General features: G+C 66.3%; 16 protein-coding genes and 1 pseudogene. 6 read left to right on the forward strand and 11 right to left on the reverse strand.

The features are described from left to right. The first annotated feature begins 31 nt into the window (after window positions 1–31). A complete protein-coding gene (locus ABI214_RS04360) occupies window positions 32–991 on the forward strand; it encodes an NAD(P)H-dependent flavin oxidoreductase (RefSeq protein ID WP_348606487.1) in 960 nt (319 codons plus the stop codon). Window positions 992–1,032: 41 nt separating this feature from the next. Here ABI214_RS04360 and ABI214_RS04365 read toward each other — a convergent pair whose 3' ends face one another. After that, the gene (locus ABI214_RS04365; protein ID WP_348606489.1) at window positions 1,033–2,511 is read right to left on the reverse strand and encodes an MFS transporter; all 1,479 of its coding nucleotides are present in this window, start codon (window positions 2,509–2,511) and stop codon (window positions 1,033–1,035) included. Between the two features lie 109 nt (window positions 2,512–2,620). Between ABI214_RS04365 and ABI214_RS04370 the strand changes: the two genes are divergently transcribed. After that, complete coding sequence (locus tag ABI214_RS04370) at window positions 2,621–3,232, forward strand: TetR/AcrR family transcriptional regulator (protein ID WP_348606491.1); 612 nt, start codon at window positions 2,621–2,623, stop codon at window positions 3,230–3,232. Window positions 3,233–3,254: 22 nt separating this feature from the next. Here ABI214_RS04370 and ABI214_RS04375 read toward each other — a convergent pair whose 3' ends face one another. Next, entirely contained in the window at window positions 3,255–3,584 is a 330-nt protein-coding gene (locus tag ABI214_RS04375) for a UBP-type zinc finger domain-containing protein (RefSeq protein WP_348606493.1), read from the reverse strand. A 65-nt stretch (window positions 3,585–3,649) separates the two neighbouring features. Here ABI214_RS04375 and ABI214_RS04380 point away from each other — a divergent pair, with 65 nt between their 5' ends. After that, window positions 3,650–5,248, forward strand: coding sequence for a Na+/H+ antiporter (locus ABI214_RS04380; protein ID WP_348606498.1), 1,599 nt, complete (start codon window positions 3,650–3,652; stop codon window positions 5,246–5,248). Between the two features lie 34 nt (window positions 5,249–5,282). Here ABI214_RS04380 and ABI214_RS04385 read toward each other — a convergent pair whose 3' ends face one another. Then, the gene (locus tag ABI214_RS04385) at window positions 5,283–5,978 is read right to left on the reverse strand and encodes a lysophospholipid acyltransferase family protein (RefSeq protein WP_348606500.1); all 696 of its coding nucleotides are present in this window, start codon (window positions 5,976–5,978) and stop codon (window positions 5,283–5,285) included. A 37-nt stretch (window positions 5,979–6,015) separates the two neighbouring features. Between ABI214_RS04385 and ABI214_RS04390 the strand changes: the two genes are divergently transcribed. Then, window positions 6,016–6,564: a TetR/AcrR family transcriptional regulator gene (locus ABI214_RS04390; protein WP_348606503.1), complete on the forward strand. Its 549-nt coding sequence runs from the start codon at window positions 6,016–6,018 to the stop codon at window positions 6,562–6,564. A 106-nt stretch (window positions 6,565–6,670) separates the two neighbouring features. Here the strand turns inward: ABI214_RS04390 and ABI214_RS04395 are convergent, their stop codons facing one another. The 3 genes from ABI214_RS04395 to ABI214_RS04405 all read right to left on the reverse strand — a co-directional run bounded on the left by ABI214_RS04395 (window position 6,671) and on the right by ABI214_RS04405 (window position 12,402). Then, window positions 6,671–8,056, reverse strand: coding sequence for a purine-cytosine permease family protein (locus ABI214_RS04395; protein WP_348606507.1), 1,386 nt, complete (start codon window positions 8,054–8,056; stop codon window positions 6,671–6,673). A gap of 309 nt (window positions 8,057–8,365) precedes the next feature. Next, entirely contained in the window at window positions 8,366–10,336 is a 1,971-nt protein-coding gene (locus ABI214_RS04400; protein WP_348606509.1) for a hydantoinase B/oxoprolinase family protein, read from the reverse strand. Continuing rightward, a complete protein-coding gene (locus ABI214_RS04405; protein ID WP_348606512.1) occupies window positions 10,333–12,402 on the reverse strand; it encodes a hydantoinase/oxoprolinase family protein in 2,070 nt (689 codons plus the stop codon). Before ABI214_RS04405 ends, ABI214_RS04400 begins: the two co-directional genes overlap by 4 nt. Before the next feature lie 118 nt (window positions 12,403–12,520). Between ABI214_RS04405 and ABI214_RS04410 the strand changes: the two genes are divergently transcribed. Next, complete coding sequence (locus ABI214_RS04410) at window positions 12,521–14,110, forward strand: PucR family transcriptional regulator (RefSeq protein WP_348606515.1); 1,590 nt, start codon at window positions 12,521–12,523, stop codon at window positions 14,108–14,110. A gap of 133 nt (window positions 14,111–14,243) precedes the next feature. Then, a complete protein-coding gene (locus ABI214_RS04415; RefSeq protein WP_348606518.1) occupies window positions 14,244–15,803 on the forward strand; it encodes a PucR family transcriptional regulator in 1,560 nt (519 codons plus the stop codon). A gap of 126 nt (window positions 15,804–15,929) precedes the next feature. Here the strand turns inward: ABI214_RS04415 and ABI214_RS04420 are convergent, their stop codons facing one another. The 5 genes and pseudogenes from ABI214_RS04420 to gabT form a co-directional block, all read right to left on the reverse strand. Further along, window positions 15,930–17,360 (reverse strand): amino acid permease, encoded by a 1,431-nt coding sequence (locus ABI214_RS04420; protein WP_348611260.1) that lies wholly within the window; start codon window positions 17,358–17,360, stop codon window positions 15,930–15,932. Window positions 17,361–17,815: 455 nt separating this feature from the next. Then, a pseudogene (locus ABI214_RS04425) lies at window positions 17,816–18,922 on the reverse strand (CaiB/BaiF CoA transferase family protein); the annotation flags it as partial. Beyond that, complete coding sequence (locus tag ABI214_RS04430; protein WP_348606521.1) at window positions 18,919–20,385, reverse strand: aldehyde dehydrogenase family protein; 1,467 nt, start codon at window positions 20,383–20,385, stop codon at window positions 18,919–18,921. The gene ABI214_RS04430 and the pseudogene ABI214_RS04425, both read right to left, overlap by 4 nt. A 53-nt stretch (window positions 20,386–20,438) precedes the next feature. Next, complete coding sequence (locus ABI214_RS04435; RefSeq protein ID WP_348606524.1) at window positions 20,439–21,632, reverse strand: acyl-CoA dehydrogenase family protein; 1,194 nt, start codon at window positions 21,630–21,632, stop codon at window positions 20,439–20,441. 32 nt (window positions 21,633–21,664) lie between these two features. Continuing rightward, window positions 21,665–23,023 (reverse strand): 4-aminobutyrate--2-oxoglutarate transaminase, encoded by a 1,359-nt coding sequence (gene gabT / locus ABI214_RS04440; protein WP_348606527.1) that lies wholly within the window; start codon window positions 23,021–23,023, stop codon window positions 21,665–21,667. Window positions 23,024–23,182: the final 159 nt, after the last annotated feature.

Consider the following 23,182-nt stretch of genomic DNA (forward strand, 5'->3'; position numbering starts at 1 on the left):
TTGTGTACCAACTACTTCTGAGCAGGACACCATGACGAATCCCCTCCTCGAAACCCTCCGTCTCCCCGTCGTCGCCGCACCGATGTTCCTGGTCTCCGGGCCGGACCTCGTTGTCGCGGCGTGCCGATCGGGCATCGTCGGCTCCTTCCCGACCCAGAACTGCCGAACCGTCGACGATCTCGACACGTGGATGGGCACGATCACCGACAGCCTGGGCGGCAACGACGACGCGAGCCCAGTCGGCCCCTGGGCGGCGAACCTCGTAACCCACAGCAGCAACGCACGATTGGCCGAGGACCTTCGCCTGATCGCCGAGTACAAGCCGCAGATCGTCATCACGGCACTCGGCTCGCCCCGGCCCGTCATGGAAGTCGTCAAGGGATACGGCGGCACCGTCATCGCGGACGTCGTCAACATGAAACTCGCCAGGAAGGCAGCGGACGCGGGAGCCGACGGCATGGCGTGCGTCTCGGCCGGCGCCGGCGGCCACACCGGTCATCTCTCCCCGTTCGCCTTCACCTCGGCGGTGCGCGACTTCTTCGACGGAATGGTGATCATCGGCGGCGGGATCAGCGACGGGTACGGAGTCGCGGGCGCGGTCACCGCAGGAGCCGACCTGGTGTACATGGGCACCAGATTCCTTGCCGCCGAGGAAAGCATGGCCGAAACCGCCTACAAGCAGATGGTCGTCGACCACGGACCGGACGACCTCGTCGTGAGCCCCGCGATCACCGGAACTCCGGCGTCGTGGCTCAAGCCGAGCCTGCTCGCCTGCGGCCTGGACCCCGACAACCTCGAGCCCCCCGCCGGCGAGAAGAACTACACCGCCGGCACGGCCTCGCTCAAGAGGTGGAAGGACGTCTGGGCGGCCGGCCAGGGTCTGCAGACCATCCGCGCGGTCGAGCCGGTGAGCACCATCGTCGACCGCATCGAGGACGAATACGACTCCGCCCTCCGCCGGGTGTCGGACCGCGCGGCCGCAGTTCGTTGAGGCGGGGACGGAAGTCGTCTCGAGACCGATCGACCAGGGCGTCAGCGGGAACCGCGCCCGGACGATGACGTGGCTCGCCGCGGTCTACTCTGCGCGGCTCGCCGCGGTGGCATCAGTGCTGCCGCGGCGACCGCGACCGCCACGAACCCAGCCCCCACGTACAACGCCGGTGCCAGCGCGTCCGTATACCCGGTCGGGGTGAGGCTGCCGCCGGCGCCGAGGAACACGGCGGTCAGGACGGCGATACCGAGCGCGACACCGATCTCGCGCAGCGTCGCGTTGATCGAACTGGCCGTCGCGTGGTCGGCTTCCTTCATGTCGGCGAGCACGGCCGTCGCATTGGGCGCGAACGTCAATCCCATTCCGACGCCGGCCATGACGAACGACGGAACAAGTGTCGAGTAGGCCACTCCCGGTTCGATCAGCGCCGCCATCCACACCAGCGACAGCCCCTGCAGAACGAGGCCGGTCACGAGAAGGGCCCGCACGCCGACCCGGGGAGCCAGCAGACCCGCGATGGGCGCGACGATCATCGGTGCGGCCGTCCACGGCAGCGTCCGCAGTCCCGCCGCGAACGGACTGTAGCCGGCGACGATCTGCAGGTACTGCGACAGCAGGAACACCGCCCCCATCATGCCGAGGGTGAACGTGAGCGCGATGACGTTCGCGAGTGTGAACTGCCGGGACCGGAACAGCCGCAGCGGCATCACCGGGAATTCGGCACGGTGTTCCCGGATCAGGAACGCGACCGACAGCAGCACCGCGGCCACCAGCGTGCCCAGCACCGAGACACTGGTCCAGCCGTCGTCGTTGCCGTGCACGATCCCCCACACACCGAGGAACACCGCGCCGCCCGAGAAGAGCACACCGATCGGGTCGAGCGGCTGACGCCGACCCCTGGATTCGCGCAGTGCGTACAGCGCCAACGGCGCCGCCAGCGCGGCCACCGGGACATTGATCCAGAAGACCGCCTGCCACGAGACGCCGTCGACCACCGCGCCGCCCACGACCGGGCCCAGCGCGACACCGAGCCCGGACACTCCGCCCCAGACGCCGATCGCGAGGGCGCGCTTGGCCAGCGGAACGGCGCCCGCCAGCAAGGTGAGCGACAGCGGCATGATCGCCGCGGCACCGATACCCTGCACGGCGCGGGCGCCGATCAGCATTCCCGGGGTCGTCGACAGCGCGGACGCTATCGACGCGGCAGCGAACACCGCTATGCCCCAGAGGAATACGCGCCGCCTACCGAGCCGGTCGCCGAGGGTGGACAGCGACAGCATGAGCGTCGCGAACGCGAGCGTGTAGGCGTTCATGAACCACTGCAACTGCCCCACCGACGCGTTGAGGTCGGTCCGGATGACCGGGAGGGCACTGGTCATCACCAGATTGTCGAGCGTGGCCATGAACATCGGGATCGAGGCGGCCACGATGGCCAGCCAGATGGGAACGGTGCGCCCGGGCGGTGCCCCGGTGCCCGGTTCGGAGGATCGCGGATCGAGTTGATCGGTGAGGGTCGTCATGTCGGCTCCTGAGGCCTGCGGACGGGAATGTCGGGAACTACCCACTTGTAAGCATCGAATGATTACTTATGCGATTCGACGCTAAGTTATCGAGTGATAACCTGTCAACATGGCGACGGCAGAAAAGACGGAGAAGCAGGCGCGGATGAGTGCCGAAGCTCGCCGCGAGCTCGTTCTCGCTGCCGCGACCAAGGCATTCGCACGGGGCGGATTCCACGGCACCAGTACCGATGCGGTCGCGAAGGAAGCCGGGGTCTCGCAGCCGTATGTCGTGCGGATGTTCGGATCGAAGGCGAACCTGTTCCGCGAGGTGTTCGCGCACGCGGTAGGCCGGATCATGCACGCATTCGAACCCGCGCTCGACAGGGTCGCCGAGGATCCCGAGAACGAGGAACTCTGGGCGCAGATGGGTGCGGCATACACCGAACTGCTCGCCGACCGAGACCTGCTGCTGGTGATGATGCACGGCTTCGCCGCCGGCTCGATGCCCGAGATCGGCGCCCAGGCGCGCGACTGGATGTCGAAGATCTACACCCAGATCCGCACGCGGACAGGGTGCACGCCGGAACACGCACGCACCTTCATCGCCAACGGCATGCTGCTCAACACCCTCCTCGCCATGGAGGCACCCCAGAACGCCGACAACGATCCCGCGCTCGCCGAACTATCGGTCTGCGCCTTCGGGAACAGCCTGGACGCCGCCGCCGTCGAGGCGGACTGACACCACCGGCAGACCTCCGAGGTCAGCCCATCTCGGCGTGCCGGTAGCACCAACGCCACGACTCGCCCGGCTCGTGCGATCGCATGACCGGGTGCCCGGTCTGGTCGAAATGCGCGGTCGCATGCCGATGGGGGCTCGAATCGCAGCACCCGACGTGCCCGCAGGTGAGGCACATCCGCAGGTGCGCCCAGTTCTCCTCGCCCAGCGCCGTGCATTCCTCGCACACCCCGGGCGTGCGCGCCTCGGGGTCCGGGCCGGTGGCCGCCGCCAGCTCCACGCAGGGCTCGACTGCGGCCGGATCCAGGGATCCGGGTCGGATTGCGTCGGCCGCGCGCCGGAGCACTCTCTTCATCACCTCCCATCCTGCATGCTTCAGGGAGCGATATCCACACCCGAAACGTCGGACGGAGAACCGCCGTGAACGTGGCACTGCTCGCCGTCGCGGTGGCGGCGCTGCTGACCGCCGCCCTCGCGCGGCGCCTCAACTGGTCGGCGCCGCTGCTGTTGGTGCTGGTGGGGCTGGCCGGGTCGCAGATTCCGGGGCTCCCCGACACCGCACTCGATCCCCAGCTCGTGCTGTACGTGGTGCTGCCGCCGCTGCTCTACTCGGCCGCACTCGACAGTTCCTCGCTCGCGCTGCGCCGCAACGCGCGCCCGATCGCGCTGCTCGCGGTCGGCCTGCCGCTGGCCACCACCGCCGTCGTCGGTCTGGTCGCATACCTGACCATTCCCGACTTTCCCGTCGCCGCCGCGCTGGTCCTGGGGGCGGTCGTGGCGCCGCCGGATGCGGTGGCAGCCAGCGCGATCGGACGACGCCTCGGCCTACCCCGGCGGATCATGACTCTGCTGGGCGGCGAGAGCCTGCTCAACGACGCGACCGCGCTCACGGTCTACCGGGTGGCCCTCGCTGCAGCGGTCGGCGCCGGCGTGACGCTGCTGGAGGGGGTGCGCACGTTCCTCGGTGCCGCGATCGGCGGCACCCTGATCGGCCTCGGCGTGGGGATCGTCGTCGCCGCGATCCGTTCTCGGCTCACGGATCCGGTGATGGAGAGCGCGATCGGACTGGTGGTCCCCTTCGTCGCATACCTGGCGGCCGAGGAGATACACAGTTCCGGGGTGATCGCGGTCGTCGTCGCCGGCCTGTATCTGGGCCAGCGGTCGACGCGCGCCGGATACGCGACCCGCCTACAGGACACCGCGGTGTGGAAGGCCATCGACGTGGTCCTCGAGTCGTTCGTGTTCCTGCTGATCGGGCTGCAATTGCCGAGTGTCGTACAGGGACTCCACGGCCGCAGCGTGGCCGAGGTCGTCGGCGCCTCCGTTGCCGTGCTCGTCGCCGTGATCGCGGTCCGGCTGGCGTGGGTCTACCCCGCGACCTATCTGCCGCGGCTGCTGTCGGCGCGGATCCGCGAGCGCGAGCCGTCACCGCCGCCCCGAGGGGTGTTCGTGGTCGCGTGGTCCGGCATGCGCGGTGTGGTCTCGCTGGCCGCGGCCTTCGCGATCCCGCTGACCGTCAATTCCGGCGCGCCGTTCCCCGGGCGCGACATGATCCTGTTCATCACCTTCGCCGTCGTGGTCGGCACCCTCCTCCTGCACGGGCTGACCCTGCCGTGGCTGATCACCCGGCTCGGGGTCGGCGACGAAGAGGAACGCCGCAACGACGCGGTCACGCTGGCCGCCGCGCAGGACAAAGCCGCGCGGGCCGCGACGGAACTGCTCGACAGCCTGGTCGCGAACGCCGACGAGGATTCCGCCGACGTCCGTGAGCGGGCCGCGGAGATCCTGCGCACGTGGAGCGAGCACCGCGCCCACGCGGCATGGGAGCGCCTGGGACGCAGCGAGGCCGAGTTGGGCGAGAGCCCGTCCGCCGCCTTCCGCGCCCTGCGCCTGCAGATGCTGGAGACGGAGCGGGGCATCTTCATCGCAGAACGCGACAGCGGACGGATCGACGACGAGGTGCTGCGCCAGGTGCTGCGCGAACTCGACCTCGAGGAGGCAACCCTGAACCGGGAGTAGGCCCGAGCCGTTCTCGACCGCTCGAAATCGGCCGTCAGGCGGCCTCCGGCAGGTCGCTTGGCATCGTCCACGCCTTCGCGTACTCGTCGACGTACCGCTGCCCGGTTCGGGCTCCGATCGCGAGCATCAAGGTATCCGTGGCATCGCGAACGCCGGCCGCACCTTCGTTTCGGAACGGCGTCAGGTCCAGAGGCTCGAGGATCTCGACCACGACCCTGCGCCGCCACCACGGGACGGAACGATCCGGCCGCGTCCCCGTGATCGCCACCGGCACCAGGGGGACCTCGGTGTCCATCGCGACGCGGACCGCGCCGGTCCGCCCGCGGTAGAGACGACCGTCGGGCGAACGCGTCCCTTCCGGGTGGATGCCCCACACCCCACCCCGCTCGACGATCCCGGCCGCGGCCGCGAGGGCCGACACGGCTCTCGCGCCGCCTCGTCGATCGACCGGAATCTGGCCCACAGCCGAGAAGAACCACCGTTGGAGTCGGCCGGTCGACCCGCCGCGATCGAAGTACTCACGCTTCGCCAGAAAGGTGACCTGCCGCCGGGCCGCCAGCGTCAGATAGAACGAGTCGAGCACGGCGAGGTGATTGGCCGCCACGATGACCGGCCCGGTCCGCGGAATGTTGTTTCGGCCCAGGATCTTCGGACGCCCCCACAGGTACAGGGCCGGCCCGATGAGGACGCATCTACACAGCCGGTGGAAGCAGCGAATCCAGAGGGACATAGACAGTGTCTACACGATTATGGGAGACACTGTCTACGTGACAGGTCAAGATACGAGATCGGCACTGGTACGAGCCGGCGTCGAGCTGCTCGAGGAGAGCGACTCCGCGGACATCGGACTGCGGGAGATCGCGCGGAGAGCGGGCGTCTCCCACGGCGCGCCGCGGCGCTGGTTCCCCACACACCGAAGCCTTCTCGCCGCGATTGCCGAGGTGGGGTTGCAGGACCTCTCCGCAGCTCTGGTCACCGCGGCCGAACAGCCCGAGAACCGTCTCGTCTCGGTGGCCACCACCTACGTGGATTTCGCCGGTCGCCGTCCCGCCATGTTCACTCTGATCTTCCGTCACGACCTGCTCGCAGGCTCCGGCGCGGAGCTGCGGAACGTATCCCGCCCGCTGTTCCAGTGGCTGGTGCAGCTGATCGAGCAGTCCACCGACGCGCGCGACCCCGAAGGGAGTGCGGCCGCCCTGTGGGTCGGGATCCACGGTATCGCCGTGCTCTCGTCCACCGGATCACTCGGGCTCGCCACCTCCGGCGTGGAGAAGGTCGACTTGATCGAGCGCGTCGTACAAAACAGCGTCGGCTGATCGTCAGGTGAGGAAGCTCGCGGCCCGGTGAGTCGAACCCTTGGGCAGCAACGGTTCCCAAGCAGGTCACTGCCAGGCTGAAGGCCGCACGAGTACCGAGACCGGTTCAGACGGACTGCGGTTCGTCATGGATCGGGCTGTTGTCAGTGTTCAGGCTGTCCTGATCCGGCAGGGGAAGGCTTCTTCCGCGGAGTCGCGAGGTGCGCGCCAACCAGTACGAACCCGCCGCGAGCACCACCGTGATTATCGGTGCGAGCTGGGAAACCACCGGGTATGCAGTTTGTACCGTCGCCGCGATACCGACCGCGGAGGCCAGCAACCATGCCACTGCCCCGCCGCCCATCATCCGGGTGGCCACTTCCTCGTGGTCCCGCTGTCGGAGAGCGATGTGGACCAGCGCGATGGCCACCCATGCGGTGACCAGAACTCCTTGCCACGCGAGAGCCGTGAGGAGATATCCCAGGACGTCGGTGAGCATGAAGAGGTAGGTGAGGACTCCAGCCACCAGCACCCACACCGCTCGCGGCGTGACTCTTCCGAATGCCCGGTCGGCAAGTACCTGCAGGTTGCTCGAAGCAAGGTAGTAGTTGGCCGTGTTGATGCGTGTTTGCGATACGAGGATCAGCAGGACGCCGGCGATCCCGAGAGAGTTGATCACGGCCTCGACGACGCCGGTTTCGCTGCCCGCGATTCCCCAGCTGCTCAGCAGGTAGATGCCGATCAGGCCGTTCGCACCGAAGGTGAACAGGTAGAAAACCCACCCGAAGGTGACCGTGCCGTGGAACTTTGCGTCGCGCGGCTTACCGAGGCGGGCGTAGTCGAAGGTGTACATCATCATCACCCACACACCCATGTAGATCAGGAATGAGGTCATCCAGCCCGGGAGGGGGCCGGTCGTCGAGACGGAATCGAGCCATCCACTGGGGTACCCCCGCTTGATCGTCGCGCCGACGACAACCGCGACCAAGCCGACGACGTAGAAGGGTAGAAGGATGCCATTGATCTTGTCCAACCAGGTTGCGACCCCGCCGATCACGAGCGGAATCATGTAGACGACGCACACCAGGTACCAGATACGCAGGTCTCCGCCGAAGTCGTCCTGGAGCGCGACGGCGACGATGGAGCCTTCGAAGACACCGAAGTAGAGGGCGGTGGCCGCGAACACCAGCGGGGCGAGGACGGATCCGACAGTCCCGAACATCTTGCGGGACAACGATTCGACCGACAGGCCGGTTCGTGCCGCGTACCGAGCGAGAACTTGATTGATGATCCCGTAGGTGACGACCGACAGGCCCATCCCGATGACGGTGTTCGGCACCCCCACGGCATCGGCCGAGGCGGACGCGACGTAGAGCCAGAACATGGCACTGAACATGGCCCACCACGCCATTGTCAGCGACCATCGGGATACGCGTTGAGAGTCAGGAAGCGCAGATTCGAGAGCAACGGCGGATTCGGTGGGGATCGGGGCCGCGATATCGTGCTTGGGCATGGGGGTATCTCTCTGCTTGTGAACGAGTACCAGCGAGGTAGAGACGTGTCTCTCGACGTGGAGGCCGAGAGAAATGCGGGAGAGAAGACGGAGGGGCTCTCGGGCGGTGATCGCGTTCCGGCGGACTGGTGCCGGTTTCCGAGCTATGGGAATCCCGCGCGGAGAGCGCCGGCGATTCTAATGATCAGGGTGGGATGCAACCCTGATGTCGTTGACTCCAAACGAAATTCGCACCGAGCGCGATGATGCCGTCGCGCCTGCAGTGGCGCCTTGGCGAGGTTGAGGAACCCGCCAAGGCGCCTGATCAGGTCAGTTCCAGTGCTGCGCAGCCCGATTCTGGAGGAGTTCGCGGAACTGCGTTGTGGTGGTGGGCAGCAGTTCCCCGGTCCCCCAGTCGACGATGACCCCGTAGCGGCGGATGAGGTCGAGCATGTCGAGTTCGCCGTTGCGGTAGCGTTCGGCGATTTCGGCAGGGTCGGCGGTGAGCCAGCTTCGGCGCGACTTCCGAATGCTCGCGCGTAGTTGCCTGGTCTTGCTGTCGTCCACGACGAAATGGTCGATCTCGGGATCGACGGCGTCGATGACGACTCCGTAGTCGAGTGCGGCACGCTCGATCGAGACGTAGCCGTCGATGACGTCGTCGACCACGTCCTCGGGTTCGCGTTCGAGCGGGTCACCGTAGCCGCCGCCTCCGGCGGAGGGCCTTTCGAACGAGTCGCCGGACTGGATGGCAACGTTGGAGAAGACCGAGCCGAGGAATTGTTCGTCCGGTGTGCCGCGGTTGAGCCAGACGCCGTGCGGAATGGACGGCAGTCCGCCCTCGATGCCCCACGTCAGCGATCGGGCGCGGTCGCAGCAGTAGGACATCACCGTGTTGTCGCAGTCGGTGAGCACGCCGCCCTTGGACAGCCCGCATCCCCCACGGTGGGTTCCGGGACCACCGGAGTCGGTGATGATCGAGTGTTCACTGGTCAGGACCGGAGTGAGGCGTTCTTGCCCTTCGCAGGGCTGTACGGCCAAGCCGACACCGAACACCGGGGCCGTGGCGGTGGCGCCGTCCTTGGTGCTGCGGCCGCCCCATCCGCCGGCCATCCAGTCGTACCACATGAAGAACGGGTGTTGAGCGTCGCGCGCGTCCCGGCCGCCGATGAGGAGGTACTCGAGGTTGAACGAGCACGCGATGGCCCGTTCGGGGACGATCTTCGACCACAACTCGAAGATCGCGTTCATGATCTTCTCGTAGGGCCCGGAACAGAATCCGGTCACAGCATGCGGCCATCCCGCGTTGACCACGGTTCCCTCGGGCCCGAGTTCGGTGGTGATGGCGTTGTAGAGACCGGAGTTGAGTGGGACGTCGGGGAAGAACGTCTTCGTTCCCGCCACGATCCCGGAGAAGGCGGTGCCGTATCCGCAGTTGAGGAAGCTGGCCACCGCGGGGGCGCTTCCGCTGAGGTCGTAGCTCAGTTGGTCGCCCTCGATGGTCATCGTCACCCGGATAGGCACCAGGCCTTCGGGTTTCGCCGGGTCGGAGTCGAGGTGGTCCTCGGTGGTCCAGGTGCCGTCGGGAAGCGCCGCGACGCGTTGGCGCACAATGCGTTCCACGTAGTCCTGCACCTGCTGCATGGCTGCGGTGACGGTGCCTCGGCCGTATTTGTCGACCAGACGGTGGAGTTCGCGTTCGCATACTCCGGTGGCTTCTGCCTGGGCATGCAGATCTCCCATGCTGATTTCGGGTGATCGAGTGTTCGCGACGAGCAGCTTGGCGACGTCGGCGAGGAATCTGCCTTCGTGCCACAACCGTACCGGGGTGATGCGCAGTCCCTCGGCGAAGTGCTCGGTGGCGGTGACGTCGAACGACCCCGGGACGCTGCCACCGACGTCGGCCCAGTGACCTTTGTTCTGCGCGAAGGCGATCAGGGTGCCGTCGGCGAAGATGGGTCGAATGAAGCTGACGTCGTTGAGGTGAGTTCCGCCGCGGTAGGGATCGTTGATGGCGAAGACGTCGCCCGGATTGATGTCGTCACCGAATTCCTCGAGGACTGCCTTGCACTGGAAGTGCAGGGTCCCGACGTGGACGGCGATGTCCTGGCTGCCCTGCATGACGGTATTGCCCTCGGCATCACACAACGCGGAGGAGAAGTCGCGAGAGTAGATGACGAACGAATAGCACGTCCGCAGGATCTGCTCGGACATCAGGTCGACGGAGGTGACGAAGGCGTTCTTCAGTACCTCGAAGGTTACGGGGTCGAGGGTGCGGTCGAGCGTCGACGAGGTACTCACTTGGCCTCCTGCGAGATGTTGATGCGGATGTTGGCCCATTCGTCGATCACCGCGGTCGTCCTCGGCGGCACCACGGTGGTCGAATCGAGCTGGGAGATGATGGCGGGGCCCTCGATTCGGGCGCCGTAGCGCAGGTCGTCCCGGTCGTACACCGGGGTTCCGACGCGTTCGCCGAGTTCGTCGAAGTACACCGAGCGGTGCGCACTCGGCGTCGGCACGACAGTGGACGGCACCGTGTGCTGGGGGAACTGCGGCTTCGGTGTGGTGCCGATCGCGCGCAACCCGATCTGATAGATCTCGACGGGTGTGTCGTCGCGGCGGAACGAGTAGTCCCGCTCGTGTTCCTCGTGGAAGCGCTCCACCGCCTCCGCGAGGAACCCTTCACCGCTGCCGGCTGTGACAGTCAAGGATCGCCACTGCCCGGCATAGCGCATGCTGATGCTGCGGTCGAGCACCATCCGGTCGGCGGGCACTCCCTCGTGTTCGAGCCGTTGCAGCCCTTCGCGTTCGAGCCTGACGAACTCACGCTCCAACTCCGCCGTATCGATATCGGTGACCAATCCCTGGAACATCGCGGACAGGTCGTGACGAATGTCGACGAGCAGACACCCTTGCGCGGAGGTGATTCCGGGGTGCGGGGGCACGACGACGGTGGGAATGTTCAGTTCCTTGGCCAGCGCCGCGCCGTGCAGCGCACCGGCACCGCCGCAGACGACGAGAACGAAGTCGCGGGGGTCGTATCCGCGGCGGATCGACAGCAGTCGTACCGCGTCAGCCATGTTGGCGTTGGCGACCTGAATGATGTCGCTGGCTGCGATGTCGGTGTCGACGTCGAGCCGGTCGGCGATCACCCGGCGGATCGCCTTCTCGGCGGCTTCGGTGTCGAGGCTCAGGCCACCGCCGACCAGCGACGACCCCAGACGCCCCAGCACGAGGTTGGCGTCGGTGTTGGTCGGCTCGACTCCACCCCATCCGTAGCAGGCGGGGCCGGGAGCAGCTCCAGCCGAGGCAGGACCGTTACGCAGCGAACCGGCCTCGTCGATCCAGGCCAATGATCCGCCGCCGGCGCCGATGGTCAGCACTTCGATGCTCGGGAACGAGATCGGGAATCCGTACTCGACCTGCCACTGCTTGGTCGTACGAACCTCTCCGTCATAGACGAGGGAGATGTCGGTGCTGGTTCCGCCCATGTCCAGGCCGATGGCGTTGGGATATCCACATCGGTTGGCGATGTCGGCGACGGCAATCGCGCCGGCGGCGATACCGGAGGCAGCCAATCGGACCGGGTATCGCTCAACCATGGTCGGCGTCATCGATCCACCACCAGAGTGCAGAAGCAGCAGATCACCGTCGTATCCGTCGGCACGGAGCTGCTCCTCGAGCCGGTTGACATAACCACTGACCAAGGGCGCGAGCACCGCATTGGCCACCGTCGTCGACGCACGGTCGTACTCGAAGATCTCCGGGAGGATCTCACTGGACGTCGATACGCTCACACCCGGCAGTTCCTCTTCGAGGATTTCCCGCATGCGCTTCTCGTGGGCGCGATTGACATACGAGTTCATGAAGCACACAGCAACGGTCTGGATTTGCTTCCGCCGCAGGATCCGCGCGACCTCGCGGGCGCCCGCCTCGTCGAACGGGGTGATGATCTCGCCTGCGTAGTCGATGCGTTCGGTGACCTCGTACCGATCGCGGCGGCGAATGTAGGGGGCTCCGACATCCGAGTATGCGTCCCACAGCTCATCTTTGGTGCCGTCGCGGATCTCGAGGACGTCGCGGAACCCACGGGTCGTCACGAGCGCCGCAGCAGGGAACTGCCGGGTGATGAGTGCGTTCGTGGCCACTGTCGTGCCGTGTGAGAACAGTGCGACCTCAGCGAGGTCGACACCGGCGCTGCGAACACCCTCGACAACGGCCTCCATAGGGTCGTGCGGAGTCGAAGGCACCTTCGCCACGCGGGTGGTCGAGGCGCGAGAGTCGAAGATGCAGACGTCGGTGAAGGTTCCGCCGACATCGACAGCGACTCGAAGATTTCGGTCGGGACTGGGTGTGATCAAGGCCATACTCCTCGTTCGGGTTTGGCAAGTATGTGTCCAGCCCGACAGCCGATCAATTGGAGAAAGTGAAACTACGCGCCAGTACTGTTGGAGTTGTTAACATCCAGACGTGAGTAGTCCCCCGATGGAAGCCGACCATTTCCGCCTGGTCGACCTTCTGCTCGAGCAGGACCTCGGCTTGACGCTCGAGAGTGACTGTGACCCGAACGTACAGCTGGTCAGCGCACACCCGATCGAGATCGAAGCGCCCGCGCGGTGGCTCGAACCCCACACCCTCATGCTCACCACGGGGACCCGTTTCGCGGGGCATGAAAATGCCGCCCGCGCCCAGCGCGAACTGGTCCGCGAGCTGGTCGCCGCCGGTGTCTCCGCTCTCGGCTACGGCGTCGGGGTCATCACCGAGACGGTGCCGCGCGCCCTTGTCGATGAAGCGAACCGCCATCACTTCGCCATCATTTCCATACCGGCGCATGTGCGGTTCATGGACGTGGTTGCCCAAGTCGCGGCCGCTACGAGAACAACCGATTCCATGGTTCTCAGACGCACGCTGCAAATGCAGAACCATCTCCTCGAGGCGATGGCGTCCCCGGCGCCCGAGGCAGACCTCGTCGGACGGTTGGCGGAGCTGCTGCGCAGCAGCGTCGTGCTCTACAGCGAAGTCGGAGACGTGGTCGCCTCCGCCGGCGAAGCACCCCTGCATCTGATCCGTGCTCAGCTGCGCGGTCGGACCGGACAGCTTCGATTCCGCGTCGGCCGGTGGATGGTCAGTGCCCACTCCATCTCACCCGGCGGACACAACTACTGGTTGGCGGTCGCCTCCAGACGCCACGAAATCCCGGATCCCCTTGCGGCTCCCGCAGTAGAGGTGGCGCTGCGACTGCTCAACACCATCGAGCGTGCGCGCCACAGGGCCACGACCGAGAACCGGGCGATTCGGGCTGCCCTGGTGCGGATTCTGGTTTCCGGCGACGTCCCCGACCCCGAATCCGTCCTCGACAGATTGGAGATGCTGCGATTCGGTCGACGACCGAAGCTCCGCATAGTCTCCCTCGCCGCACCGCGAACCTATGACGGCGGACGGTGGACCTTCCGCGCGGACCGATTGCTCGACGCGGTCGAGCAGGATGTCGTCGACCTTGCCCACGATTCGCGCCTGCCGCTTCTGCTTGCGCAGGGCGAGCGCGAGCTACTCGGCATCGTTCCGGCCGAGAACAATTCGGTCGACACGTGGCTCCAGAACCTACGGGAGGGGGTGGTCTGCGGATTCAGCGAGCCGTTCGACGACCTCCACACCGGACCGGAGCGGCTACGCGATGCACAGTGCGCACGGCGGGCAGCGATACGCGCCAAGTCCACCGCCATACGATTCGAAGATGTCGGGATCAGCGACTGGCTCCTGGCAGGTCGCGATCAAGCGATTACCGCACGCAAGGCAGCAGACCAATTGACGCCCCTCATCGAGGACCATCCCGAACTCCTGGACTTCCTGCGTGACTACTTCGCGAACGACCTCGATGTGACCGCCACCGCCAAGCAGTGCGCCTTACACCCGAACACGGTGCGCTATCGGATCAAACGAATCGAAGAGGTCCTGCGCGCGTCATTGCGCTCACCCGCGGTGATCACGGAGATCCACCTGAGCCTGGACAACCTCGCCTCCGCTCCAACCGATGCCGCACCGGCCCAGGCGGCGCCCGCGACGTCCACGCCATAGCGTGTCGATCGACATCAGCGTCGGTCGACTACGCCGGTACGACGGCCGGGGCCGGGCCTCTCGATGGCGTCCACGTGCGGTCGCCGGAAGCTGGACAAAATACACTGACCGGAAAACTGCGGGAGGGACGAAATTGGCGATAACTGTTCGCCGACTGACTCAGATCAGCGACCTCGGCCTGTCGCTGGTGGCAGGCCTCGAAGGCGCTGATCGCGTCATCGATTGGGCACATGCGATCGAGCTCGTGGATCCGACCCCATGGCTGTCCGGGGGCGAGCTCGTCATGACCACCGGACTGAAGATCGGTACGAGTGCGGACGAACAGTACAACTACGTGTCCTCCCTGGTGCAGGCCGGCGCCGCAGCCCTCGCGTTCGATACCGGCACGACGTTCGCGAGAGTCCCCGACGGTATTCGCGCTGCGGGCGACGCGCTCGGGCTGGCAATCCTCTCGGTGCCTGCATCGACCCCGTTCATCGCCATCACCCGCGCCGTGATCGACGAACTGACCGCCGACCAGATCCGCGCGATACAAAGCGTCGTCGACCAACAGGAGACGTTCGCCCGGGCCACGTTGCGAGGTGGCATCCCCGCGGTCATCTCGGCACTCGGGCGTGCCCTGTCGTCGTCACTGGCCGTGATCGACATCGACCAGCGCATCCTCGCGGTACACGGTGCGGACGCTCCCCACGCCGTCACCCTCGCCCGCTCGGTGGCAGATGCCGCACGATCCGGGGCCAGCCGACGTCGCTCGACGAGCAAGGTCATCGCCGGTGATCACGGGTACTGCACGATTCAGAGCATCTCCGCCGCACAAGACCTTCATGGATATCTTGCGGTCAACTCACGTGGACCGTTGGCGCCATCGGATCGACTACTCGTGGCCCACGCGGTGTCGCTGATCTCCATCGAGCTCAGCAAGCCCGCCAAGGTGGTCGATGCCGAGCATCGGTTGCGTGCCGCCGTCACCCAGGCACTCCTCGCGTTCGGAGAGCACGTCGACGTCAGCTTGTTGCGGTTCTTCGGCTTCGAGCCTGACGCACAGGTCGCGGCCATCATCCTGACCGACGTGGGCCCGCTTCTGGCCGCCGAACGCCGCACCACGACCCTGCTCGGCGCCGATGCAACCCCGTACCTCATGACACCGACGGAATCGGAGATTGTGGTCATCGTTCCCGCAGAGGCGTCGGCGGAGATCGGTACACGTCTTCATCAGCAGGTAGGCGCCCAACTGCAGCGATCCATCGGCGGTGGACTGGGGCTTCCCGCAACGGTATTCGCGGCAGCGCGCAGTATGAAGCAAGCGTCCGTCGCCGCCCGCGCGGGCGGACTGCAGGACAAGAAGTTCGTCAATTTCGCCGAACTGGGAACGTTTTCCCTGCTTCTCGGTTCCCAGAGCACCGAAGAGCTGCAGGCCATGTCGCATTCGGTGCTCGGCGCACTCGACGACTACGACAACGCACACTCGTCCGCGAGTGGCCTGATTGCCACGGTGGCCGCCTTCCTCGAGCACAACGGGCAGACCGAAGTCGCAGCGGCCGCCCTGGGCATTCACCGCCACACGATGCGGAACCGGTTGAACAAGGTGGTCGAGCTGACCGGCCGGGACCTCGACTCTGCCCATGTGCGTGCAGAACTATGGATCGCCGTCACCGCCCGGGAGCTGCTCGGAACCCTGGAAGATCGGCGTTGAGACTCGACTCGCCGCGATCGACCGACCGGTGCTCACCTCGATGAATGCGGACTTACCGGGGAGGGACCACCACCACCGGGTTCCGCCTTCTCGGGAGTGGACTGCGCACCCCCGAGAAGGCGGAGACTACGCGAGGCGCTCAGCCGGCACTGCCTCCGACGGTGTCTCGGAATCGGCTTGCGGCGCGTGGGTTCCTTCTCGGGTGGAGCGACGCTTCGCGACGTAGGCAAGGAGAATGACGCCCAGGGCGATCAGACTCTGGACAAGTTCCGCACGGGTTCCGGCATTGAGCCCCATCCCCACCAAGATTGCCAGGATGACTCCGGTGACCGCGATCGGCAGCCAGGGAAACAGCCACACGCGGAACTTCAGGATCTCCGGGCTGTCCTTCTCCCAACGTCGGCGAAGTCGCAACTCGGACAGGCAGATCAGCACGTACACGAACAGGCAGATCGCCCCCGAGGAGTTGACGAGATACAGGAAGATCGTGTCCGGCCACACGTAGGCGGCGGCTATGCAGCAGTAGCCGATGAACGTGCACGACAAGACTCCCTTGACCGGAACGCCCCTGCTGTTGACCCGGGTCATCCATCGCGGCGCGTCCCGGTGCGCGGACAGCGCGAACAGCATCCGGGATGCGGTGTACAGGCCCGAGTTCAGGCATGACAGCACGGCAACCAACACCACCAAGTTCAAGATGTCCGCGGCCCCCGGGATCCGGAGCAGATCCAGAGCGGCGATGAACGGCGATTCGCCCGGCACCAGCGAATCCCACGGCATCATCGTCACCAGCAGGAACGTGGACAGGACGAAGAAGGCCAGGATCCGGAACACCACGGTGCTCGTGGCCCGTCGGATGGCCTGGGCCGGCTCGGTCGACTCTGCCGCCGCGATCGTGACCAGCTCAGCCCCCGTCATCGAGAAGATGACAGTGACGACGCCGACGAACACCACGCCGAGCCCGTTCGGGAGGAAGCCCCCGTGGGCGGTGAGGTTGTGGAAGTCGGCAGTGCTACCGGGCCATACGCCGAGTACGAACAGGGACGCGATCACGATGAAGGCGATGATCACGGCCACCTTGATGCCGGCGAACCAGTATTCGGCCTCACCGAAGTTGCTGACCGACAGGAGATTGACCACGGTCATGACCATGAGCAGAGCGGCGGACATCAGCCACAACGGAACACCGGGGAACCACCGGGCCAGCAACGTCGCGCCGACGACCGCCTCGATACCGACGACGACAACCCAGAAATACCAGTACAGCCAGCCGGTGGTAAACCCCGCCCAGCCACCGAGCGCCATGCGCGAGTACTCGGTGAACGACCCGGTACAGGGCTTCGCCACGGCCATCTCGCCGAGCATGCGCATCACCAGGAAGACGATGAATCCGCAAATGGCGCAGGTGAGAATCGCGCCGGGACCGGCCTGGTCGATAACTCCGCTCAGTCCCACGAAGAAGCCGGCACCGATCACCCCACCCATGGACAGCATGGTCAGGTGCCGCTTTTTCAATCCCGCTTGGAGAGTGGTGTGGTCGGTCGATAGCTCGGGCATGCCGCTCCTGTTCGTCGGGTATCGCTCGAGGCTAAATCCCCACTGTGACCCATGCCATAGACGAACCGTACAACACTGGTCGCACATGTGTACGCTCCGGCCAGAGGGTCCGGATCGTCTCCGGTACGCGCCGTGGGCCGGAACTGCTCCGCATCTCGTCGAGCACGAGGAAGGAGCGCTCATCCGGCATTCCGACTCGGCAGGGGTGGGGTCGTCAGCTTCCTTAGTCGCTGGCACCGCGCAGGCGTGTGGGCCTGGCCCACTTCATCTCGCGCACCTCAGGCGGGGCAGAAACGAAACGAGGGCCGGGCGCCGCTCGCTGATCGAGTGGCGCCCGGCCCCCAAGGGTCCGGTTGTACTGCAGTTGTTTACGACTCGGTGGCTACCTCACATGCACGCTGCGGAAGGTATCCCGGCAGTGGGACGACGGTCGACACTCGCTTCTCGACGTCCTCAGCATCTCCCAGTCGCGGTGGGGCGCTGCGATACTGCACCGGAGTCGCTGACAGCGATATCGGATTCGCGACCTGCCGTGTGCGGCTGCCGGGCACGTCGACCACGGCGTCCAGGCCCAACTGCTCGGCGAAGTCGAATGCTTCTGCGATGTCGTTGATGGGGCCGGCGGGTACGCCGACGGCGGTCAACGTCGTGAACCAGTAGTCCGCGCCTTGCGCAGCAAGTCCAGCACTGACGACCTCGTAGAGGGCACTGCGATTGGCCACCCTGGACGTGTTCGTCAAGAATCGCCCGTCCACGGCGACTTCTGGAATACCCAGGGCACCACAGAGCTGGGCGAACTGCTTGTCGTTCCCGACCGCCAGCGCAATGGGGCGATCTGCGGTCGGGAACACCTCGTACGGGGCGATGCTGGGGTGCCGGTTACCGATGATCGAGGGAACCGCTTGGGCACCAAGGTATCCAGACGCCTGATTGACCAGCGACGAGAGAAGCACCGACAGAAGATTGGTGTCGACTCGTTGACCTTGGCCGGTGGTGTTGCGATGGTTGAGCGCTGCCAGTATGCCGGTCAGCGCATGCAGGCCGGTCAGCACGTCGACCAGTGCCACACCGACTTTCGTCGGGGAACCAGGTTCGGGGCCGGTCATACTCATCAGGCCACCAACGGCCTGCACGAGAAGGTCGTAGCCCGGCAGAGCGGCGCCGCCCCCACGTCCGAACCCGGTGATCGAGCAGTAGATCAGGTCAGGTTTGATCGCCAGGAGGTCGTCATAGCCCAGGCCGAGACGCTCCATCGTCCCGGCCCGGAAGTTCTCGACGACGATGTCGGCACGGCTGACCAGATCCCGGGCGCGCGCACGCCCGTCCTCGGTGCCCAGGTCGAGGACCACGGAGGTCTTGTTGCGGTTGACCGAGTTGAAATAGGTGGCGTTTCCCTCGTGGTCGAAGGGCGGCCCCCACGCCCGGGTGTCGTCCCCGACGCCCGGTCGTTCGATCTTGATGATCTCCGCACCGAGATCACCGAGCAGCATCGTCGCGTACGGCCCGGCGAGGACACGGCTGAAGTCGGCGACAACGATGCCGTCGAGGGCGCCGCGGCTCATTTCCGAGCCTCCCCGCCCCGTAGGTACACCGTGGTGGTGTGGGTGAAGAACTCCCGTGCCGAGCGGCCCTGCTCTTTCGGGCCGTACCCGCTCTTCTTCGCACCGCCGAAGGGAACATGCGGGTCCGCCCCAGCCGATTCCGAGTTGATGTGCAAGATGCCGACGTCGATGTCGTCGATGGCATCGAGGGTTCGGGTCAGGTCCTGGGTGAAGATCGCCGCGGAGAGCCCGAACTCGCTGTCGTTCGCAAGGGCGAACGCCTCGTCCACACTCGCGGCTCGCCGGACCGCCAGGACGGGGCCGAACAGTTCCTCGCGCCAGACGTCCGGCGACTGCGAGGGCAGTTCGAGGATGGTCGGGGGGACGAAGTAGCCCGCGGCGAGCGCCCCGTCGGAGTACGGCTGCCCGCCCGCTATGGGCCGTGCACCCTGGTCGAGTGCGCGATCGATGCCGGCCTGGATCGATGTGCGCGCGGCTGCATTGACCACGGGTCCCATTTCGATGCCGTCGTGCAAGGGGTTGCCCACGTTGAGTGCGCTGGCGCGTTTGCCGAGTTCGGCGACGAAGTCGTCGGCGATGTCGTCGGTGACGATCAGTCGGGAGGTGGCGGTGCACTTTTGGCCGGCGGAGCGGAACGCGCCGAACATCACCTGTTCGGCGGCGAGGTCGAGGTCGGCGTCGCCCAGGACGACGGCGGCGTTCTTCCCGCCCATCTCTGCCTGCACCGGCACGCCCCGTGCGGCGCCGGCGGCCGCGATCTTGCGGCCGACTCCGGTGGATCCGGTGAACGTGACGGCGTCGATGCCGGGATGTTCGACGATGCGGTTGCCGACGGCGCCGCCGCCGATCAGCAGGTTCAGTACACCGTCGGGCAGACCGGCGTCGGCGAGGGCCTGGGCCAGGCGCATCGCGAGGAGGGGGACGGTGCTGGCCGGCTTCCACACAACGGTGTTGCCATAGGTCAGGGCCGGGGCGATCTTCCACGCCGGGATGGCGATGGGGAAATTGAACGGGGTGATCACACCCACCACGCCGAGGGGTTTGCGGGTGACGAGAATGCGCTCGCCCCGCCGGGGCGAGGAGAACATCTCGCCTGCGTCGCGGTCGGCGTCGTTGCCGTAGTACCGCAGGATCTGCGCCGCGCGCAGAACCTCCCCAATGCCTTCGGGCTTGGTTTTGCCCTCCTCCAGTGCGAGTTCGGCGCCCCACTCCTGGGCTGCGTTCTCCACCAGTCCCGCCGCACGAACGAGAATCGCCCCTCGCTCGTGTGCGGGGGTGCGCGCCCACTCCCGCTTGACCCGCGCGGCGGCGGCGACAGCTCTGTCGAGCTCCGCGGTTCCTGCCATTCGTCCCTCGGCAACAACGAGTTCCGGCTCCGCCGGGCTGGTGCTGACGATGGTGCCGTCAGCACCGTCGAGCCATTGTCCTTCGACGAAGTTGTGCAGTTGCACGGGTGTGGTCATGTCACGTTCACCTTTGGGTGCGGGGATTGATGGTGAGAGTGGGCGCGGCCGGGTCAGCGGAAGGCGGCGTGTCCGGTCAGCGCCTTGCCGATCGACAACAGGTGCATCTCGCTGGTGCCCTCGTAGGTGAGCACCGACTCGAGATTGTTGGCGTGCCGCAACGGCGGGTACTCGAGGGTGATGCCGCTTCCGCCGAGGATCGTGCGGCATTCTCGGGCGATGGCGATTGCCTCCCGAACGTTGTTGAGTTTGCCGAGGCTGATCTGCTCGGGCGACACTCCCCCGTCGTCCTTCATCCGGCCGAGGTGCAGTGCCAGCAGCAGACCCTTGCCGAGTTCGAGGGTCATGTTGGCGAACTTCTCCTGGGTGAGCTGGTAGCTCGACAGCGGTTTGTCGAACACCTCACGCGAGCCGGCGTAGGCGATGGCGGATTCGAGGCTGTCCCGGGCCGCACCGAGCGCGCCGAACACGATGCCGAAGCGGGCCTCGTTCAGGCACGACAGCGGGGCGCTGAGCCCACGCGCCTCGGGCAGCTGCGCGGACGCCGGGAGACGCACGTTGTCGAGGACCAGTTCGGAGGTGACCGACGCGCGCAGGGACAGCTTCTTGTGGATGTTGTTGGCGGTGAAACCCTTGGTGTCCGTCGGCACGACGAATCCGCGGACCCCGTCGTCAGTTTGGGCCCAGATGGTGGCGACGTCGGCGAGGCCGCCGTTGGTGATCCACATCTTGGTGCCGTTGAGCACCCAGTCGCTGCCGTCACGGCGGGCGCGGGTACGCATGCCGGCGGGATTCGAGCCGAAGTCGGGTTCGGTCAAGCCGAAGCACCCGATCGCATCGCCGGCGGCGAGGCGGGGCAACCACTCCTGCTTCTGTTCTTCGGAGCCGTAGCGGTAGATCGAGAACATCGACAGCGAGCCTTGCACGGACACGAAGCTGCGGAAGCCGCTGTCGCCGGCTTCGAGCTCGAGGCAGGCGAGACCGTAACTCACAGCGCTGGTTCCGGCGCAGCCGTAGCCCTCGAGGTGCATGCCGAGCACGCCGAGCTGCCCGAACTCCTTGGCCAGCTCCTTGGGCAGCGTGGCCGATTCGAACCAGTTCTCGACGTTCGGCTTCAGCCGGGTTTCGACGAACTTGCGCACGGTGCCGGCGATGTCGCGCTCGTCCTCCTCGAGAAGCACATCCGTGCCGAACAGCTCGAGTGGGCGCAGCGGGCCTGTCTTCCGGGGCACAGTCAGGGTGGTCATGCGGGTGGCGCTCCTTAGCGAAGGTGTGGTTCTTACAGGGCGGCGATCGCTTCTCGAAGGACCGAGAAGCCTTCCACGAGTAGTTCATCCGAGATCGTCAGGGGCGGCAGGAAGCGCAGGACGTTCCCGAAGGTGCCGGCCGTCAGGGTGAGCAGCCCCTGCGAAAGGCAGTAGCGGTTGATCTCGGCGACCGCCTCGCGGTTCGGGTTCTTGGAGCCCGGTTGGACGAGTTCGATCGCCACCATCGCACCCCGGCCGCGGATGTCACCGATGATGTCGGTCCCGGCCGCGATATCGCGCAGCTCCCGGAACATGATGTCTCCGATGGCCTGTGCGCGCTCGAGGAGATTGTCGGCTTCGATGGTCTCGAATACGCCCAGCGCGGCCTCACAGGCTGCCGGATTACCGCTGTACGTGCCGCCGATTCCGCCGGCGTGGGCGATGTCCATGATGTCTGCGCGCCCGGTGACGGCCGCCAGCGGCATTCCGCCGGCCAGCCCCTTCGCGGTCGTGATCAGGTCGGGCACGATGCCTTCGAGCTCGGAGGCGAACCAGGTGCCGGTGCGTGCGATGCCCGCCTGGACCTCGTCCGCAATCAGCAAGATTCCGCGGTCGCGGCAGAAGGCCGCAATCCTGCGCAGGAACCCGTCGGCGGGGACGATGAAGCCGCCTTCTCCCTGGATGGGCTCGACCACGACGCAGGCGACCGCGTCGGCACCGATCTGCGAATCCACCAACACTTCGAACTGCGCGAACGCTTCGTCGGACGCGTGCTCGGCGCCGCTGGGCCACCGATAGGGGTAGGCCATGGGTGCGCGATACACCTCGGGCGCGAACGGACCGAACGTGCTCTTGTACGGCTGATTCTTCGCCGTCATCGTCATGGTCATCAGCGTGCGCCCGTGGAACGCGTGATCGAAGGTGATGACGGCCGGCCGGCCGGTGGCCGCCCGCGCGTACTTCACCGCGTTTTCCACCGCTTCGCTGCCGGTGTTGAACAGCGCCGTCCGCTTCTCGTGATCGCCGGGGGCCAATCGGTTGAGCGCCTCGGCGACCTCGATGTACGGCTCGTACGGTGTCGCGAGAAAGCAGGTGTGCGTGTACTTCTCGAGCTGGCGGGAGGCCCGCTCGACGACCCGCGGCGCTGCGTTGCCGACCGTGGTCACGGCGATGCCGCTGCCGAAATCGATGAACGAGTTGCCGTCGACGTCGACGAGGACCCCGCCTCCGGCCGCCGCGGTGTAGACGTTCGCCCCGCTGGTCAACCCAGCCGGAAGGGCGGAACGACGGCGGGCGGCCAGTTCCTGCGAGCGAGGTCCGGGTACGTCGGTGACGATGCGGCGGACCTGCTCGAGGTGCGGTCCGCCGACGATTGTGTGCACAGCAGTCATGCTTTGTCCTCCAGTCGGGTTACCCGAAACCTTATGAGTCAAGTCACTTCCGAGACATCGCCGCTCGGGATAATTCTCTAGAGGTAGTTATCCAACTCGGCCAACAGCGTTTCGGGCGTCGGCACGCACACTTGCAGCACTGGACCACGGAAGGAAGCT

This window comes from Prescottella soli (genome assembly GCF_040024445.1).
Classification (GTDB): Bacteria; Actinomycetota; Actinomycetes; order Mycobacteriales; family Mycobacteriaceae; genus Prescottella; species Prescottella soli.